Origin of the sequence: Thermosynechococcus sp. NK55a (assembly GCF_000505665.1) — a bacterium.
Classification (GTDB): Bacteria; Cyanobacteriota; Cyanobacteriia; order Thermosynechococcales; family Thermosynechococcaceae; genus Thermosynechococcus.
In genome coordinates this window covers 1249453-1266588 of the sequence record NC_023033.1, presented here as the reverse complement: position 1 = coordinate 1266588, position 17136 = coordinate 1249453, and the positions used below count along the sequence as shown (strand labels likewise).

At 54.0% G+C, this 17136-nt stretch carries 12 protein-coding genes; 6 read left to right on the top strand and 6 right to left on the bottom strand.

Annotated features, from left to right (window positions below; genetic code table 11):
- The first annotated feature begins 169 nt into the window (after positions 1-169).
- From NK55_RS06095 to NK55_RS06085, 3 genes are all read left to right on the top strand, one after another.
- The gene (locus tag NK55_RS06095) at positions 170-496 is read left to right on the top strand and encodes a hypothetical protein (RefSeq protein ID WP_051372803.1); all 327 of its coding nucleotides are present in this window, start codon (positions 170-172) and stop codon (positions 494-496) included.
- A 174-nt stretch (positions 497-670) separates the two neighbouring features.
- Positions 671-2764: a bifunctional diguanylate cyclase/phosphodiesterase gene (locus NK55_RS06090; protein WP_225871739.1), complete on the top strand. Its 2094-nt coding sequence runs from the start codon at positions 671-673 to the stop codon at positions 2762-2764.
- Positions 2765-3407: 643 nt separating this feature from the next.
- Positions 3408-4238 carry a Tab2/Atab2 family RNA-binding protein gene (locus tag NK55_RS06085; protein WP_024124894.1) on the top strand — a complete coding sequence of 277 codons (831 nt, stop codon included), beginning with the start codon at positions 3408-3410 and terminating at the stop codon, positions 4236-4238.
- A 1-nt stretch (position 4239) separates the two neighbouring features.
- On the opposite strand, the gene NK55_RS06080 is transcribed toward NK55_RS06085, so the two are convergent.
- The 4 genes from NK55_RS06080 to NK55_RS06065 all read right to left on the bottom strand — a co-directional run bounded on the left by NK55_RS06080 (position 4240) and on the right by NK55_RS06065 (position 9181).
- Complete coding sequence (locus tag NK55_RS06080) at positions 4240-5745, bottom strand: hypothetical protein (protein ID WP_255325212.1); 1506 nt, start codon at positions 5743-5745, stop codon at positions 4240-4242.
- 12 nt (positions 5746-5757) lie between these two features.
- Positions 5758-6810, bottom strand: coding sequence for a PstS family phosphate ABC transporter substrate-binding protein (locus tag NK55_RS06075; RefSeq protein WP_024124892.1), 1053 nt, complete (start codon positions 6808-6810; stop codon positions 5758-5760).
- A gap of 78 nt (positions 6811-6888) precedes the next feature.
- Entirely contained in the window at positions 6889-8253 is a 1365-nt protein-coding gene (locus NK55_RS06070; RefSeq protein ID WP_024124891.1) for a glycosyltransferase family 2 protein, read from the bottom strand.
- Complete coding sequence (locus NK55_RS06065) at positions 8174-9181, bottom strand: radical SAM protein (protein WP_024124890.1); 1008 nt, start codon at positions 9179-9181, stop codon at positions 8174-8176. Before NK55_RS06065 ends, NK55_RS06070 begins: the two co-directional genes overlap by 80 nt.
- Before the next feature lie 262 nt (positions 9182-9443).
- Here NK55_RS06065 and NK55_RS06060 point away from each other — a divergent pair, with 262 nt between their 5' ends.
- From NK55_RS06060 to NK55_RS06050, 3 genes are all read left to right on the top strand, one after another.
- Positions 9444-9755, top strand: coding sequence for a Mo-dependent nitrogenase C-terminal domain-containing protein (locus tag NK55_RS06060; protein ID WP_051372802.1), 312 nt, complete (start codon positions 9444-9446; stop codon positions 9753-9755).
- A 78-nt stretch (positions 9756-9833) separates the two neighbouring features.
- Positions 9834-12623 carry a preprotein translocase subunit SecA gene (secA, locus tag NK55_RS06055; protein ID WP_024124888.1) on the top strand — a complete coding sequence of 930 codons (2790 nt, stop codon included), beginning with the start codon at positions 9834-9836 and terminating at the stop codon, positions 12621-12623.
- Between the two features lie 151 nt (positions 12624-12774).
- A complete protein-coding gene (locus tag NK55_RS06050) occupies positions 12775-14454 on the top strand; it encodes a phosphodiester glycosidase family protein (RefSeq protein WP_225871800.1) in 1680 nt (559 codons plus the stop codon).
- Here the strand turns inward: NK55_RS06050 and NK55_RS06045 are convergent.
- Positions 14451-15605: a M23 family metallopeptidase gene (locus tag NK55_RS06045; protein ID WP_024124886.1), complete on the bottom strand. Its 1155-nt coding sequence runs from the start codon at positions 15603-15605 to the stop codon at positions 14451-14453. The two genes, NK55_RS06050 and NK55_RS06045, sit on opposite strands and share 4 nt — an antisense overlap.
- 60 nt (positions 15606-15665) lie before the next feature.
- A complete protein-coding gene (locus NK55_RS06040) occupies positions 15666-16991 on the bottom strand; it encodes a cobyrinate a,c-diamide synthase (RefSeq protein WP_024124885.1) in 1326 nt (441 codons plus the stop codon).
- Positions 16992-17136 lie beyond the last annotated feature (145 nt).

Here is a 17136-nt window from a genome sequence, read left to right as displayed (position 1 = left end):
GAAAATTACTCTCCTGAGGGCAATCTTAGGATGCAAAAAGTTGAAGTGACTTGGGCAGTTTGTATTCTCAATAACAACGGTGACCTTTTTTTCATGGTCTAATTTTTACTAGCACAACGAGAGTAATAGGCAATTTCGCTGTGCCTGATAAGATGTAAGGTTCTAGCTTATGACTTCCCCACTGTCGATCTCAATGATCTACCACCTGCGGCGGTTGTTGCGGCAGTATCAGCCATTTCTTAAGCCTGTCATCTATGAAGGAGCAGGGCTAGTGGCTAATCCCGAAGCCGATCTCTATGCTGTACTTGAGAGTCTTTATCCCGATGCGGAGCAATTGGCTACAGTCATGGAACAGTTGGCTAGACTGATTGTTTTGCACCAGAAAAAAGAGCTACTTTCTACTGAACAGTATGAGGCAATTAGCCAGCAAATTTTTTGGATTTTGGGATTAAAATACACGCTACCCCACGTGGGATTAGTATCTATGAGCGGCTAGCCAGCAGAGGATAGAAATTTTTGTGCCTGCGCATCAAGATTTTCAAAGAGACTTCAAAGAGACCTAGGAGTCTTACGGCCTAGGAGAGCCAGTTTTTGGTTTGTTGAGCACTTAAGCTAGGATATTTCCATGGAGCAGGATGACTCATCTTTATTTTTTCAGTTCAGGTGGCCAATGGTGAATGGTCAAACGGGCCATGGATTTGATTTTCCGCTAGGTACTGATCCCTATGACTTACTGCGGGATGTTTGTGCCCGTTTACCCCTGCTCATTCTCTTCTATGACAATGAGGGGCAGATTCATTCCCTTAACCAAGAGGTGATGACCCAGTTGGGCTGGGATACAGGGGACTTGATCTCAGGGGATTTTTTGAGTCAGTGCTTTCCCGATCCAGAAACCCAGCGGCAGATGCGTTATTGGATGATTCATCCCCCCAATGGTTGGCAGGAGGTACCTGTCCATGGCGCCGATGGTCAAGTTTTAGAGATGATTTGGGCTTTTGTGCGCTTTCCCAACGGGGCAGGTTTAATCTGTGGCTACAACGTTACCGATGTGAAGTTAACTCAGGCGGCGCTCCTGGAAACCAGCGATCGCTATACGCTGCTGACCCGTAGCATCAATGATGGTATTTGGGACTGGAATTTGACCACCAATGAGACGTTTTATTCCTCGCGTTGGAAAAATATTCTCGGCTATCAGGATGACGAAATTGGCAATCACATTGATGATTGGTTCAAGCGCATTCACCCCCAAGATGTGGAGCGGGTGAAGTTAAATTTAATGCTCCATATCCGCGGCCAAATCCCCCATTTCCACCAAGAGTTTCGCATTCAACATCGCAACGGGGCCTATCGTTGGGCTTTGGCACGGGGGCTGGTGCTGCGGGATGCCTATGGCAATGCCAGACGGATGGCGGGTTCTTTGACCGATTTGACGGAACATCGCCTTGCAGAGGCCCAGTTGCTCTATGATGCCCTCCATGATTCGCTGACGGGGTTAGCCAATCGCACGCTCCTCCTTGACCGCATTGAACAGGCGACTCGCCATGCTCGTCGTCGTTCCGATTACAAGTTTGTAATTTTGTTTATTGATATTGATCGCTTTAAGGTCATTAACGACAGCCTTGGCCACAGTTGTGGCGACTTAATTTTGATTGAATTGGCCAATCGTCTCACCCGCATTGTCCGCGCCGATGACACGGTGGCTCGTATTGGGGGCGATGAGTTTGTGATTTTGCTGGATGACATTAGTGACAACAATGACGCTTTGGGGGTTTGCGATCGCATTCACAGTGAATTGAATAAACCCTTTGTCGTGAATGATCAGCCGATCGCGCTCAGGGTTAGTATTGGCGTGGCCACGCGATCGGCCCACATTGAGAAGGCAGAAAACTATTTGCGCAATGCCGATATTGCCATGTATCGTGCCAAGCTGGCGGGGGGGAATCGCTATCAAGTTTTTAGTGAAGACATGCATTTGATGGCGCGCGATCGCCTCTCCCTAGAAATCGGGTTGCGCCAAGCCGTTGAGCGGGACGAATTTACCCTCTTTTATCAGCCCATTTACCGCCTTAGGGACAATTCTCTCTACGGCTTTGAAGCCCTGATTCGCTGGCAGCATCCTACTCAGGGCTTACTCCTGCCCGATCGTTTCATTTCCCTTGCGGAGGAAACGGGATTGATTCTGTCCATTGGGGACTGGGTGATCTGGCGCGCCTGCCGTGATCTCCAGTACTGGCACGAGCAATTTCCCCAGTGTCAGTTATCCGTGAACGTGAATTTATCCAATCGGCAACTGATGTACCCTGCTCTAGCCGAGCAAGTGTTGGCTGCTTTGGAACAGACCCAGATTCCTCCCCATTGCCTGCACCTGGAAATAACTGAAAGTGTGGGGATTGATCAGCCCGATCAGGTGCGAGAGACATTATGCAAACTGAAGGCACAGGGAATCAAGCTGAGTCTTGATGACTTTGGCACTGGCTATTCCTCTCTCTCCTATTTGACCCATCTGCCCATCGACATCCTCAAGATTGATCGCAGCTTTGTGAAGCTCATCCCTGAAACCGACCAAAGACCCCTCATGATTGATGCCATTGTTAGCCTTGCCAAGGGATTGGCATTGGAAGTGGTGGCTGAAGGGGTAGAGCATCCCTATCAAGTGACGCGACTGCGGGAACTCGGCTGTGACTATGTCCAAGGCTATTATTTCTCCCGACCCCTGACGACTGAGGAGGTGGTTGCCCTATTAGCGCAGAGTCACACCCCCTAGAAAGAGAACTTTATTGCAAACCTGACGTCCCTAGGTATGGGCTTCGGAACTGAGGCGGTGCATCAACTATGGGCTGATGGCAATCATCAGAATTGGGGCGGCGAAATACGGTAAATCAAGGGGCGTTTTGACCCTAAAGGCAATCAATTGCTTTCAATGTCTTAAAGAAAGTGCCCATCAAAGCCATGACCATTGTTTTTAGCAGTTTATCCTTAGGCTGATCTAAGCTCTGAGTTTGCATCAGGGAAACGGCGGGGGCGCGATCGCGAGCCAGACCTGTGTCAATGGAAACTGGATTGGCAGGCCTTAGAGCCAGATGCTGCTGCGCGTCCCGAGGACCCTTTAGTCGACGGTGCCCAGCAATTTGGGGTACAAATTTCCACGATGAGTTCCGCCCTCGGCCGGCTGGGCATCACCTGAAAAAGCAGATGCGTTGCCAAGAACGCCGTGAGGAAAAGCGACAGCAGATCTATGCGGGATGCAGCGGTTCTATGGATGAGGTGATTGGCAAGGATTGTCCGAGATAATTTTTCATTCTTTATTGGAATAGCTCTAACAAATCCAAGAAAAAGCAAGGAAAATAAATATAGCCCGTATTCAGTTTGAAAAAGGCGATCACCTCTTTTGTTCATCTATTCCGTCGATGTCCCGTTGGCAAGTTGACCTTTACCGTCGGCCTTTGCGTACCCCCAGTGGTGCTGATCTGTGGGAACTTGTGATTTGTGATCCTGAAGAACATTTTTACTACACGGCTTTTTGTCCCGAACCACTGGTGAGTAGTACCTGGGTTGCCACAGAATTCAACCGTTGCGGTCAGCCCTTGCCTGAGCGAGTAAAGGTCTTTCGCCCCGAAAGTTTAGGGCTAGTGGAAGGAGCTTGCCGACAACTCAACATCCCCCTAGAGCCCACCCGCCGCACTTCTGCTCTGAAGCGCTACCTGTGCCAACGCGCTCAGGAATACCCAAGCCTGAAAACCTACACGGGTGAAGCCTACGATCCCTTGGCCATTGAGCAGCTCCCGCCCCTGCCCTTGCCGGATGATATTTGGGGAGAATCTTGGCAGTTTGCAGCGATTACGCCCCCCGATTTGCAGCAACTGATGCGGTACCCTTTACGGATTCTGGCCTTGGAAATGGAGATGCTGCCGGAGTCCCTAGGCTTGGCGGCAGACACCCTGATTCCGGGAATTATGCTCTATGGGGGTCGCAAATCCTTGAAGCTGGCTCGCTGGTTCCAAGAGCAGGTGCCCTATCGCCTAGAGTTTGTACCGGGGCAGCCCTGTGGCATTCTCCTGCACAGTGGATTGCGCGATCGCTGGGTGTTTTTAACGTTTCAGGATTCGGAAATTGCGCAAGCGGGAGAGGTGTTTCGCGATCGCCTGCAAAAAAGCCAAGGCTTGCACTTTCTGCTCATTCAGCCCACTCCCAAGGACACGACCTACACTGCCCTGTGGCTGCTGCAACCCCTTGAATAGCCTAGGGTTCGAGTATGTTCTGCGCCAAACGTTCCTGAAGGGTGCGAGTTTCCTCTAGAACTGTTTCAATGCCTTCAAGGTGGGTCTGGCGCACAAAGTTAATTTTCAGTTCCTCTAGCCATAGCACCAGGAGGTCTTGGATCACCTTGCCCACCTGTTCCTCTTGGAGTTCAGCACTCAGGGTTTGGCCAAATTTTTGCGCTAGTTGACTCACCAGCAAGGCGCCTTCGCGGGGTGGATTGTCTTGGTTTTTGCTTGCTTGCTCCAACAGCAGAAAGAGGCGATCGCTAATCTCCTTGGCAAGGGATTGGCGCCACTGCAGGGGTAAGGCCGCTAGGGTTGGACTCTCCAGCAATCGCCGATAGGGGGGTGCTTGCCGTAGGACCTGATCCACGCTGTAGGCCACTAATGCTTCCACTTCTGGCCGCAGTTGGGGCACGACACGGCAGAGGATCACTTGAACCACCAAGGCCGCCAGTTCCCCCAACTCATCAATGTCATTCGCCCTGCTATTGACGCTATTGACGCTATTGACCTGTAAGTCAGAGGCACGGGGAAGCCACTGGCTAAACTGACCGCGGCGGATGGCCTTTTGCAGTTGTGTCAGCACTTGCAGGACAACGACCTCTGAAATGTCGGTGGCGATCGCCCCCACCAAGCCCTGAGATAGCTGCCGCTCCAGGGTATCAAGGCAGATCAGACCCGCTTGATCGAGGCGAATCATGACGGGAATCACCCGCAGCCATGCCCACGTCGGTGCCAACCACCAAAAGGGAAAAAAGAGTAGCCCATCGTACCAGCGCCACAGCATGGCATCTCGCCAGCGACAACCGCGACACTGCCGACTCAGCCAAAACGTGCGACCCAAGAACTCAACAAAGAAGAGGAGATTAAAGGGAAGATCCAGAACGCCAAACCGATTCAGAAAATCCCCATCCTCGCCATAGGCGCGCCAATAGTTGGTCGCTATTAGGGGAATGATGTGCTTCTCAAACCAATTCAGGTTGCTCCGCCAGTCCTGTGCATTGATGTACTCCGAACTCCAAAAGCGCTCAAAGGACTCTTTGGAGGATGCATCCCGATTGCCAAAGACCCGCTGCCGCATGCGATTCTTAATCTGCTCAAGGGTGCCGGTCTTATTGGCCAGAGCAAAGGGATTGGTGTCCACCATGGTTTTGCTCTGCTGTCGCAACTGCGTCAACAGCGCTTGTGTTCCTGGGGCATCCACGCCTTCAGTGGTAATGGTGTGCCGTAGTTGGTTGACGGTGTTGATGTACTGCTGCGTTACTCGGTGGGGTTGAATGCCTTTGATGGGGTCATAGAGGCGGGTAATCGGCAACGGCTGGGGTAGATAAATGACCCGCTGAATTAGGGGAATGCGGACTTTTCCCAACAGCCAAAAGTCCCGCAGCGGAATATAGGTGAGATCAAAAAGCACCAACGCCAGGTTGAGGCTGGCGATCGCCGCCATTACCCGCTCATAGGTTCGGTTCAGGGGCTTATCCAACACAGCCCTCCCCTAACGCAGGCGGACATACCCGGCTTTTTCAATGATTGCCTGTCCTTCGTCGGTCAACAGCAGAGCCGCATAGGCACGACCGGCTTGGGCATCTAGGCTATTGTCATCCTTAGTAATGACAAACAGGCGACGGGTAATCGGATAGGTGCCGTCCTGAAATCCTTGATAGTTTAGCGTATTGCGCCGCTGTGGACATTGGGAAGAATCAACGTAGGGTTCTTGGTAAGGAGGAACGTACTGATTCGGCTGACGCCCCAAGGGCAAGGGTCGCACACTGCACTGACCAACAATTTCCGGTGCCGATGCGTAGTAAATTCCGCCCACGGTCGTCCCCAAGCGCCGCAGTGCATCCGTGGTATCTCGTACCATAACGACATTAGTGCTAAGTTGCTGCCCCCCTAAGACCTCTTGGACAAAAAATTCCACGGTACCACCATCTTCCAAGCGTCGTGAAAAGGGGGTAATGGTCAGATTCGGCCCCCCCACTTGACTCCAGTTCCTGAGTTTACCGGTGTAAATATCAACCACCTGCTGGACTGTTAAGCCGGGAATCTTGAGGGTTGGATTGACGGCGATCGCAAGGCCATCGATCGCCACCGGCAATTCAACGAGTTTGATACCCTGACTCTGCGCCTGCTGCCGCTCCTTTTCATTCAAAGGGCGTGAGGACTGGGCAAAGGCAATTTGATTGTTCAGTAACATGCGAATACCACTCCCCGATCCCGGTGTACCGGTTGCTGGATCCGTGTAGCGCAGACGAAAATTTGGCCAAGCCACTTGAATTAAAGGATCGACATCGCGGCGAATCGGCGCCCACGTGGTACTGCCGCCGTACTGAAACGTCCCGCTCGGAACATTACTGACATCACTGAAATTAGCGCCCAACCTCTCTGGCGTTTTTGCTGCCGGCGAAGTGGACAACCGGCCAGTGACTTGTTCTAGGGGATTTTGATTGCCTAGGAGCCGCAGAACCAGCACTGACCCCACCCCCAGCAGGCCACAGGTGAAGACAAGGGAGAAGAGCAACGGGAGCAAGTTACTATTCCGAGACATGGCAGAACCCGTGAAAATCTGCCCCTAGCCTAGCTTAAAGTGGTTGCTCCTGAGATCCTCAGGCAGCAGGTTTTTCCCTTAGGGGCCATGGTGCACCGTTTTCACCCACCGCAGACGTTTTGCCCGTAGGGCCATACGCAAGGTGGTCGTACTCACTACTGGCAACCAATGGAACATGTATAGGGTTCCCCGTAGGCTCTGCCAAAACAGTTGCCACACCCCCATGGATTGAGCCTGAGGAATGCCCCGTAGCATTCCCACCATCGAAATCGTCAAGCTTAGGGTTGTCAAGGGCACCAGCACCGGCGTGCGGTGGCGCAGCAGAGCCATCAGCAGATCGGGAATGGTCGCCGTAGGAATAGCATATTTGATCAAAAACCAGCAGAACACATCCCAGCTTTTTTGCCAGCCAAGGCGATTGCGCAGCAAGGGCTGCCAGTAGTCGAGATAGCTTTGGTAGCCGCCCTCGCTCCAGCGATTGCGTTGGTGCCACAGTGCCAGCAGTGTGGTCACGCCCTCTTCCTGTACCGCTGGATTCATCAGCACGTCAATCTGCCAGCCGTGGAGATGCAGCTTCAGACTGAGATCGAGATCGTCAGTAATGGTTTCCTCATTCCAGCCCCCACAGCGCTCTAGGGCTTGCCGCCGCACAAATTGGCCATTGCCCCGCAGTTCTCCCATGCCGCCACAGGCAACTCGCTGCTGTTGATAGTAGGCATCGAGAATCATCTCGACCGCTTGACCTTGGGCCAGCCAATTGATGTCGGCATTACTGATCGCCTTGCGCACTTGGACGGCGCCGACACTGGCCACCTGAAAGCGGTTGACCACCTCCTGCAGCAGATCTGGGGGTACCGTGGCATCGGCGTCAAAGACGCCAATAATTTCTCCCCGTGTCAGGGGTAGGACTTGATTGAGAGCCCCGGATTTGCCACCCCCTGCCCCTGGCAGCCGCCGCAGCACCTTGAGATGAGGATACTGCTTTTGTAGTTCGCTCAAAATATCGGGGGTGCGATCGCTACTGTTGTCATCAATGATCCACACTTCGTAGTGGGGATAATCCAAGCGGCAGAGGTTTTTCACCAGGCGACCAATCACCGCCTCTTCATTTTTGGCAGCCACCACCAAGGACACCATCGGCGGCACACTTTCTGCTGTCTCTGACGCTGGCAGACTTTGGGGTTTGGCGCGCCAGTAGCGCAGGGTTTGGAAACTCATCAAGAGGGTTAGGACATAGATGAGCCAGATACCACCAACAATCAGGTGAATGGCGATCGTGCTGCCCCAAATCAGAGACAGCGCTAGGAAAGCCTTGCGACGGCGACCCTCAGAACGCGGTTGTAATGGAGGACTCTCTGGGTCATCAACCCACTCCGACAGGAGTTCGTCGAGGGGGTCGGCTTCGTTGTAGAAACTGTTTTCGGGCCAGGAATTCTCCGGCATAGGTCACCTGATTGAGAAACCAGTACTTATCCAGTCCCTTAAAGAAGCTGGGAATGAGATAACACCACACTGTGCAGCCTTCGCAGACGGGAAGTCGGCCTTGGGAGCGGCGATACTCCTCTACCACCTCGGAGGACTTGTACAGTTCGTACAGGCGACCATTGATGGGGACTCCCTTCTGCGCAAAGTGGTAACACGGTAGCAGCAACTCATCATTGGGGGAAATGGCAATCACGGCATCCACCGCCTTACAACGGGGATTGTGAGTCCTGTTTCCCCCGGCGCGAATGAGGGCTAGCGCTGCCTTATTGTAACCAACATTGTTATACTTCTTCGCTGTTTGTTCAATGCTGTTGGCAATTTCGGGAGTGGGGTTCTTTTTGTCGTTGTAGTGTTCGTGGGCAGTAAAGGCAGGGTTGAGCCAAACCCGTACCCCTAAACTTTGGGCAAATTCAGCGACTTCCCCAATTCGCTCATAGTTCTGGGCTGTCACGGTGTGGTTCAGCACGGGATATTCACCCAGCTCGAGGGCAATCTTGACCGATTCCACCAGCGTGTCAAAAATTTTCACGCCCCGCGACTGATCATGGGTGGCAGCATCCGGCCCATCGAGGGAAAAATTCAAGAAATCTACCACCCCCTGAATTTCCTTGGCACGACGGGGATAGAGAATGGTATTTGTTGTCATGCTGGTAATGAAGCCAAGACGCTTGGCCTCGCGGTAGATGGCTGGGGCATCGGCACGCAGCAGCGGTTCGCCCCCCGTAAAGTCCACATATTTCACGCCCAAGCGCTTCAAGTCGCGGAGATTGGTTTGGATAGCGCTAAAATCAGCTTCTTTGCCCGGTTCCAGCGCCCAAATATCACAGAAATGGCAGCGGGCATTACAGCGGTAGGTCAGGTAATAGTTAGCAACCAGTGGACTCATTGAGTATCTTCCTTAGGAAATTTAAGCAAGACCAAGATGAATGGGCAAAAATAGCAAATGAGTTTATACAAGCAATTGAAAGATTTCTAGACAAAACTTCATCGGAGTTTGAGTTGATGAACAGTTTAGCACTCTGCTGAGCGGAAGGAGGGCCATTCCTCGCCTGAACCTGCTGCAAGTTTAGCAATGCTTATTATTGATAAAGATTTTTTATATTAAAAGCATGTTGCTATTTACATAGATTATCTTTTACCGTGAGGGTATGCGCAATTGTGAGGATAGTCCCATGAATCAACTCCTTACCCAACGCCCGCCCGCTTCTTTGATGACCAAAATCCGCCAATGGCTAATGACTTATCCAATTACCACGCCGGCGATCGCCCACCGCATTTGTCGCTGGATTCCTGCCCAATGTCCCTTTGCCCGCACCCTCTCCCTCTTTGGTCGGCCAGTCATTACCATTCCCCCCCTATGTAAACTCAATCCCTTCTATGAGGAGGTGATGATGCTGCGGTTTCGCGCCCTGACCTACCTCAGCGATGTCTGCCAAGAGGACATCAGTCAATACGTCTAGGCTACGTCTTGACAGCGAGGAACAGGCAGTTGCTATAGGATGTAAAGTATACAGCTTTGTATCCATGGTGCCCGTCGCATGCTGAAAGCCCTATTTGGCGACCCCAATCAGCGCAAGGTTAAGAAGTATCAACCCCTTGTGGTCGAGATCAACCTGCTGGAGGAGCAAATTCAGCCCCTGAGTGATAGTGAGCTACAGGCGAAAACGGCTGAGTTTCGGCAGCGACTCGACAATGGCGAGACCCTAGATGATTTGCTGCCAGAGGCCTTTGCTGTGGTACGCGAAGCCTCACGACGGGTACTGGGGATGCGCCATTTTGATGTCCAGCTCATCGGTGGCATGATTCTCCACGATGGCCAGATTGCCGAAATGAAAACCGGCGAAGGCAAAACCCTCGTGGCCACGCTCCCAGCCTACTTGAACGCCCTCACGGGTAAGGGGGTACATATTGTTACGGTCAACGACTATCTGGCACGGCGGGATGCGGAATGGATGGGGCAGGTGCATCGCTTTTTGGGTCTGACGGTCGGGCTAATTCAGCAGCAAATGGCACCCCAAGAGCGACAGAAAAGCTATGCCTGCGATATTACCTATGCCACCAACAGTGAAATTGGCTTTGACTACCTGCGGGACAATATGGCCACGTCCATGGCTGAGGTGGTGCAGCGCCCCTTCAACTACTGCATTATTGACGAGGTGGATTCGGTACTTATTGACGAAGCCCGCACCCCCCTAATTATTTCGGGTCAAGTGGAGCGTCCGACCGAGAAGTACTTCAAGGCCGCTGAGGTCGCTCGGCTCCTGAAAAAAGACGAACACTATGAGGTGGATGAAAAAGCTCGCAATGTGCTGATGACTGATGAGGGGTTTATTGAGGCGGAGAAGTTGTTGGGGGTGAGCGATCTCTATGACCCCCAAGACCCCTGGGCGCACTACATCTTTAATGCCATCAAGGCTAAGGAACTCTTCCAGCGGGATGTGAACTACATTGTCCGCAATGGTGAAGTGGTGATTGTGGATGAATTCACTGGACGGGTCATGGTGGGTCGCCGCTGGAGTGATGGCTTGCATCAGGCGATCGAAGCCAAAGAAGGCCTGGAAATTCAAAATGAGTCCCAAACCCTGGCCACAATTACTTACCAAAATCTCTTTCTGCTTTATCCCAAGTTGGCGGGGATGACGGGGACAGCCAAAACCGAAGAGGCGGAATTCGAGAAAATTTACAAGCTAGAAGTGACGGTGGTGCCCACCAATCGCCCCAGTCAGCGGCGGGACTTTCCCGATGTGGTCTATAAAACCGAGCGGGCTAAGTGGCTGGCAGTGGCCTCTGAATGTGCTGAGGTGCACGCTACGGGTCGGCCAGTGCTCGTGGGAACCACCAGTGTTGAAAAGTCAGAGCTATTGTCCCAACTGCTGCGGGAGTTGGAAATTCCCCACAACCTTTTGAATGCCAAGCCCGAAAATGTGGAGCGGGAGGCGGAGATCATTGCCCAAGCCGGCCGCAAGGGAGCAGTGACGATCTCAACCAACATGGCAGGCCGAGGAACAGACATTATTCTGGGTGGCAATGCCGACTACATGGCTCGCCTTAAGGTGCGGGAGTATTTGATGCCCCGCATTGTCATGCCCCCCAGTGATGACCCGATGATGCTGTTGGGACTAAAAATGGATCGCGGCGGTGGTCAAGGATTCAGTCAAGGGCCGCAGAAAAATTGGAAGGCCTCACCAGGACTTTTCCCCTGCGAAATTAGCAAGGATGCAGAAAAGCTGCTGCGCCAGGCGGTGGAGGTAGCAGTCAAGACCTATGGTGAGCGCAGTCTGCCGGAGTTGCAGGCAGAGGACATGCTGGCGATCGCCTCGGAGAAAGCACCGACCCAAGACCCTGTGATTCAAGCCCTGCGGGATGCCTTTAACCGCATCCGCGAAGAATATGAGGTGGTTACCAAGCAAGAACACGAAGAGGTGGTGGCCCTCGGTGGCTTGCATGTGATTGGTACAGAACGCCATGAGTCGCGGCGGATTGATAATCAGTTGCGGGGACGGGCCGGACGTCAAGGCGACCCCGGATCAACGCGCTTTTTCCTAAGCTTGGAGGATAACCTGCTGCGAATTTTTGGGGGCGATCGCATTGCCAGTATTATGAACGCCATGCGCATTGATGAAGATATGCCAATTGAGTCGCCGCTGCTGACTCGCAGTCTGGAAAATGCCCAGCGCAAGGTGGAAACCTACTACTACGACATCCGCAAGCAAGTTTTTGAATACGACGAGGTGATGAATAACCAGCGGCGCGCCATCTATGCTGAGCGGCGGCGAGTCCTCGAAGGGGAAGACCTCAAGGATCGGGTGCTAGAGTATGCCGAAAAAACCATGGATGACATTATTGCTGCCTATGTCAATCCCGATCTACCGCCGGAGGAATGGGATTTGGAAGGTTTAGTAGCCAAGGTGCAGGAATTTGTTCATTTACTTGCGGACCTGCGCCCTGAGCATCTGGCGCACCTAAGCGTACCGGAGATGCAGGCCTTTTTGCATGAGCAAGTGCGCACTGCCTATGAGCAAAAGGAAGCGCAAATTGAGGCCATTCAACCGGGCTTGATGCGGCAGGCAGAACGGTTCTTTATTCTGCAGCAAATTGACCTGCTGTGGCGGGAGCACCTGCAACAGATGGATGCCCTGCGGGAGTCCGTCGGCCTACGGGGCTATGGTCAAGAGGATCCCTTAGTGGAGTATAAACGGGAGGGCTATGAACTGTTCTTGGACATGATGGTGATGATTCGCCGCAATGTCGTGTACTCCCTGTTCCAATTCCAGCCCCAAGTGGCACCGCCCCCAGAGCAGGTCTCCTCATCCTCAGATCAGGGATAGTCCCGTTTCCCCAAAACCCAGTCTGACCATTGGAGCCATCTTTAAGGCGGCGGCGTCAACTATACTGGCGTAGTCTCAGTATGGATGGATTGGTTCAAGTGTGCTTGCACGGTCAGCTTATTTAGTTTTTGGGAATGCACTGACGGTGGCGATGGCGAGCGCCAACATTGTCTTTGCCCAAGAGATTCAGGGCGATCGCCTGAACTTAAATGGCCGCGACTACCCGGTGGCTTGGCAGCAGTGGCGCGATGCCCAAAATCAACTGCGCACCGGCATTAGTGATGGGGGTCTGGCCCAGCGCTTTGGTGTTCTTCTTGGCAGTACCACAGATCCCTTTCAGCAGCCAGTGGCATGGTTTCAGCACCAATTTAGTCCTTTGGCTGTGCGCTTTAGCGCCAATGGCATGTATCGCTACCTAGACATTACGCCCTGGATTGAGCAACATCAGTGGCGGGTGCAACCCCAAGGCAATACGCTCCAGATCAGCACACCCCCCGCCCGAATTCTCAGTTGGCGGCAGGGACGACAACCTTGGGGCGATCGCTGGGTCTTTGAATTGGACCGCCCCACCCCTTGGCAGATCAATCGCCTCACCTTTAGCCGCACCGCTTTGACGCCTCGGGATCTCAGTCTCACGATTGAAGCCACAGGAGAATTGGCCACGCTCCCCAATGTCAAAGTTACGGCTACCCCGGATCGCACAGTATTGGAGACCCAAATTCCCGGCACAGTTCGCCCAGTGGCCTCAATGCTGCTCAATCCACCGCGGCTGGTGATTGATTTTCGCACTGATGCGCCACCCCCCCGCACAATTCAATGGGCACCGGGACTGCGCTGGCAACAGCAAACGGTCATTCTGGGCACTCGTCAGTTCCCTGTGGATCTGCTCATCATCAATCCCCGACAGCCGGGGCTGCGTCTGCGTCCCCTTGGAATAACCCCCACAACTTTGGTGGGCTTAGCAACGCTGCCCGAACTGGCCCAACGCTGGCAGGCAGCCGCAGCAATTAATGGCGGGTTCTTTAATCGCGATCGCCAAGCTCCCTTGGGGGCAATTCGCAGTGAGGGTCACTGGCTCTCTGGCCCGATTCTCAATCGCGGTGCCATTGGCTGGGACGATCGCGGCCAGATTGTTGTGGGTCGCCTCAGTGTGCAGCAGCGGGTGAGGACGCCGACGGGCACAGTGCCCATTGTCACGTTCAATTCTGGGTATGTCCAAGCCGGTCTTGCCCTCTATACCCCCAGTTGGGGCGCGAGCTACCAAGGGAAAACGGGCAGTGAAGTGGTGATTACGGTGCGCAATGAACAGGTGGTGGAGCAGCAACCCATCAGTAACCATCAAACAGTTCCGATTCCCTCAGAGGGCTTCCTACTGGTGGCGCGTAACTTGAATTCCGCCTTGTTGGCAAACTTCCCACCGGGGGCTGCGGTGCAACTGGAAACCACTGCTATGCCCGCTGCCTTTAATAGCATTCCCAATATCGTCGGTGCGGGTCCCTTACTGGTGAATCAGGGGCGAGTGGTCTTGAATGCGGCACTGGAGCAATTTGGGGCGGGTTTGGATGCCCAGGCGGCACCCCGCAGTGCCATGGGAAATCGCAGTGATGGCAGCATTGTCTGGGTCACCACCCACAACCGTATAGGTGGTATGGGGCCCACCCTCGCAGAATGGGCACAAATTGTCCATCAGTTGGGCTTGATCAATGCGGTGAATCTGGATGGCGGCAGCTCAACGGCCCTTTATCTAGGGGGGGTGTTGGTGGATCGCCATGCGGTGACAACGACGCGGGTCAACAATGCCCTTGGGGTCTTTTGGCAGCCAATCCCCTAGAGATAGGCCAAAGGATCGCTCGGTTCGCCGTTCAAGCGCACTTCAAAGTGGAGGTGGGGGCCTGTTGACAGTCCCGTGGAGCCAACCTCAGCAATGGGCTGCCCCTGTTGCACAAATTGGCCTTCCCGTACGAGGAGCCGCTGGGCATGGGCATAGAGCGTCGTCATCCCGCCGCCATGGTCTAAGATCACGGTTTGCCCGTAGCCCCCTGACCAACCGGCAAAGATCACGGTGCCCGCTTCAGCAGCAAAGATGGGGGTGCCAAAATCAGCCCCAAAGTCCACACCAGCATGGAACCGCTGCCTGCCCAAGATGGGATGAATCCGCCAACCAAAGGGACTGGTCAGCGGTGCTTGAATGGGGTAAGCAAGACGGCCACTGCGGGGCAGGGGTGGAATGCCCCTGGGGACATAGCCGAGGCGCTGACTAATGAGTTGCTGAATGGCGACGCTGTCACGGGCCAGTTGGGCTTCAATGGCGGCAAGGGCCTGGCGATCGCTCCGCAGACGAGCAATGAGTTGGCGTTGACTTTCGGCTTCCCGTTCATAGATGGCCTGCTGCTGTTGGAGTTGCTGGCGCAGGGCTTGAATAAATCGCTGTTGTACTTGAATTTGCCGCTGCTGCTGCTGAAGTCGCTGGCGATCGCGAACCAAGGCAGCCAAGTGCTGGCGATCGCGCTCATACACCTGACGCAGGCGCCCCTGCTGCTCCAGCCAGTCATTGAGGGTCTCTGCTTCAAAGAGCATGGCCCACTGGGGAATCTCACGGTAGCGTTGCAGCCGCCGTAGGCGATCGCCAATCACAGCAACACTGGCCTTGTAGCGGCGACTCAGAACCTGTTGCTGCTCCTTGAGCTCCTTGAGCAGGGTTTCTGCCGCTTGCAGGCGATCGCTGGCCGCCGCCAACTGTTGGGTGGTTGCATCCACATTGGTTTCTAAACCCTCCAGGCGATCGCTGGCCGCTGCCTCAAGGCGTTCTAGTTGTTGACGCTGCTGACCTACTGCCTGCTGGTGCTGCTGGTGTTGTTGGATCACCTGCTGCCAATACTCCAGATTCTGGGAGGGTGCCGTTGCCCAAGCCGCCAGAGTTACCCTGAGCATCACTAGCAGCCCAAGGCAAAGGTAGAGCCCATAGCGGTATTGCTTTGGCATTGACCTTCCCCAACAACACCCTAAAAAACACCTTCAAAAATTACGTTGCCGTGGGTCGCATTATCCAACCTTTGCTGCCTGCTGGAGAAAGCGCATTGCCCACTGGGGATGGCCGCCCCAATGGAGATGCAGATAACTGGCGTGGATTCGGGAGTTGCCCCAGCCCTCTGGTTCACCCGCCAATTGCCACAGAGGCCTTGGGGGCGGCACACTCAAACAGGAATAGTGAAATTCATGGCCTTGAACCTTCTCTCCTGCCTGCACACACACCGTTGTTTGTAAAGCCGTGGCTTGGCGATAGCCAAGGGTGAGTTTTTTACCCATGTGGGCAACCGGCGGCCAGTATCCCACCAAGGGGTAGTAGTGTCCCTCGAAGGTTTGAATACCTTGGCTGAGATACATGAGGCCACCACACTCCGCATAGATGGCTATGCCCCTTTGAATGGCCTGCCGCAGCGACCCAAGGAACGAGTGATTCGCTGCTAACTCTGGGGCAAACACCTCCGGAAAGCCACCCCCCAAGATCAACCCATTGAGATCTGGGGGCAAGTGGGTATCCCGTAGGGGTGAGACTGGGGTTAACGTTGCCCCCAAAGCGTGGCACAAATCAAAGGTGTCAGCATAGTAAAAGTGGAAGGCTGCATCTTGGGCAATGCCAATGGTGACTTGAGTCAGGGGGGAAACACTAAAAGGAGGGTCTGAGGAGGTGGGGGCAGGGGCAAGCAGTGGTGTCAGCCGCTCCCAGTCAAAACAGGTGTTTCCCAAATGGGCAAGGCGATCGCCCAAGGCTTGAAACTCGCGGGATTCCTGGGGTGGCACTAAGCCCAGGTGCCGACTGGGAAGTGCCAAGGCCTGATCGCGATAGAGAACGCCAACAATAGGCACCCCCAGGGGGGCAAGGGCGGCTTCTAACAGTTGCCGGTGGCGATCGCTGGCCACCCGATTCAAGACCACACCAGCAATCTGGAGCGATGGATCATAGTGGCAAAAGCCATAGACCACCGCCGCCACCGAGGCTGCCTGTTTTTGGACATCTAAGACCAGGAGCAGAGGTGCCTGCAAAAGTTGGGCAATCTGTGCCGTACTGCCCTCATGGCTCCCTCCCCGGCCATCAAATAGCCCCATGACCCCCTCAATGAGCACTGCATCCATCCCCTGACTGTGATAGCCGACGCAGGCGCAGACATACTCAGGACTGGTCAAGATCACATCGAGGTTACGGCAAGGCCGGCCACTGATAGCCGTGTGAAACAGGGGATCAATGTAGTCAGGGCCCACCTTAAAGGTTTGTACCCGCTGCCCCCGGGCGCTCAGAGCCGCATTTAATGCTAGGGCAACCGTGGTTTTTCCCACGCCGCTGCGATCGCCTGCTATCACCAACGCCATTGTTAATCCCTTTCCCCAAGAAAAATCAATCTATGCCTGCAATCCACTCCAACACCGTTATTTCGGGGATATTCCCTGATCAACTGCCCTCAGGGGAACTCCCCACCCCTGTAAGATAGGAGACTAAGCGTGCACTCAAGAGTTG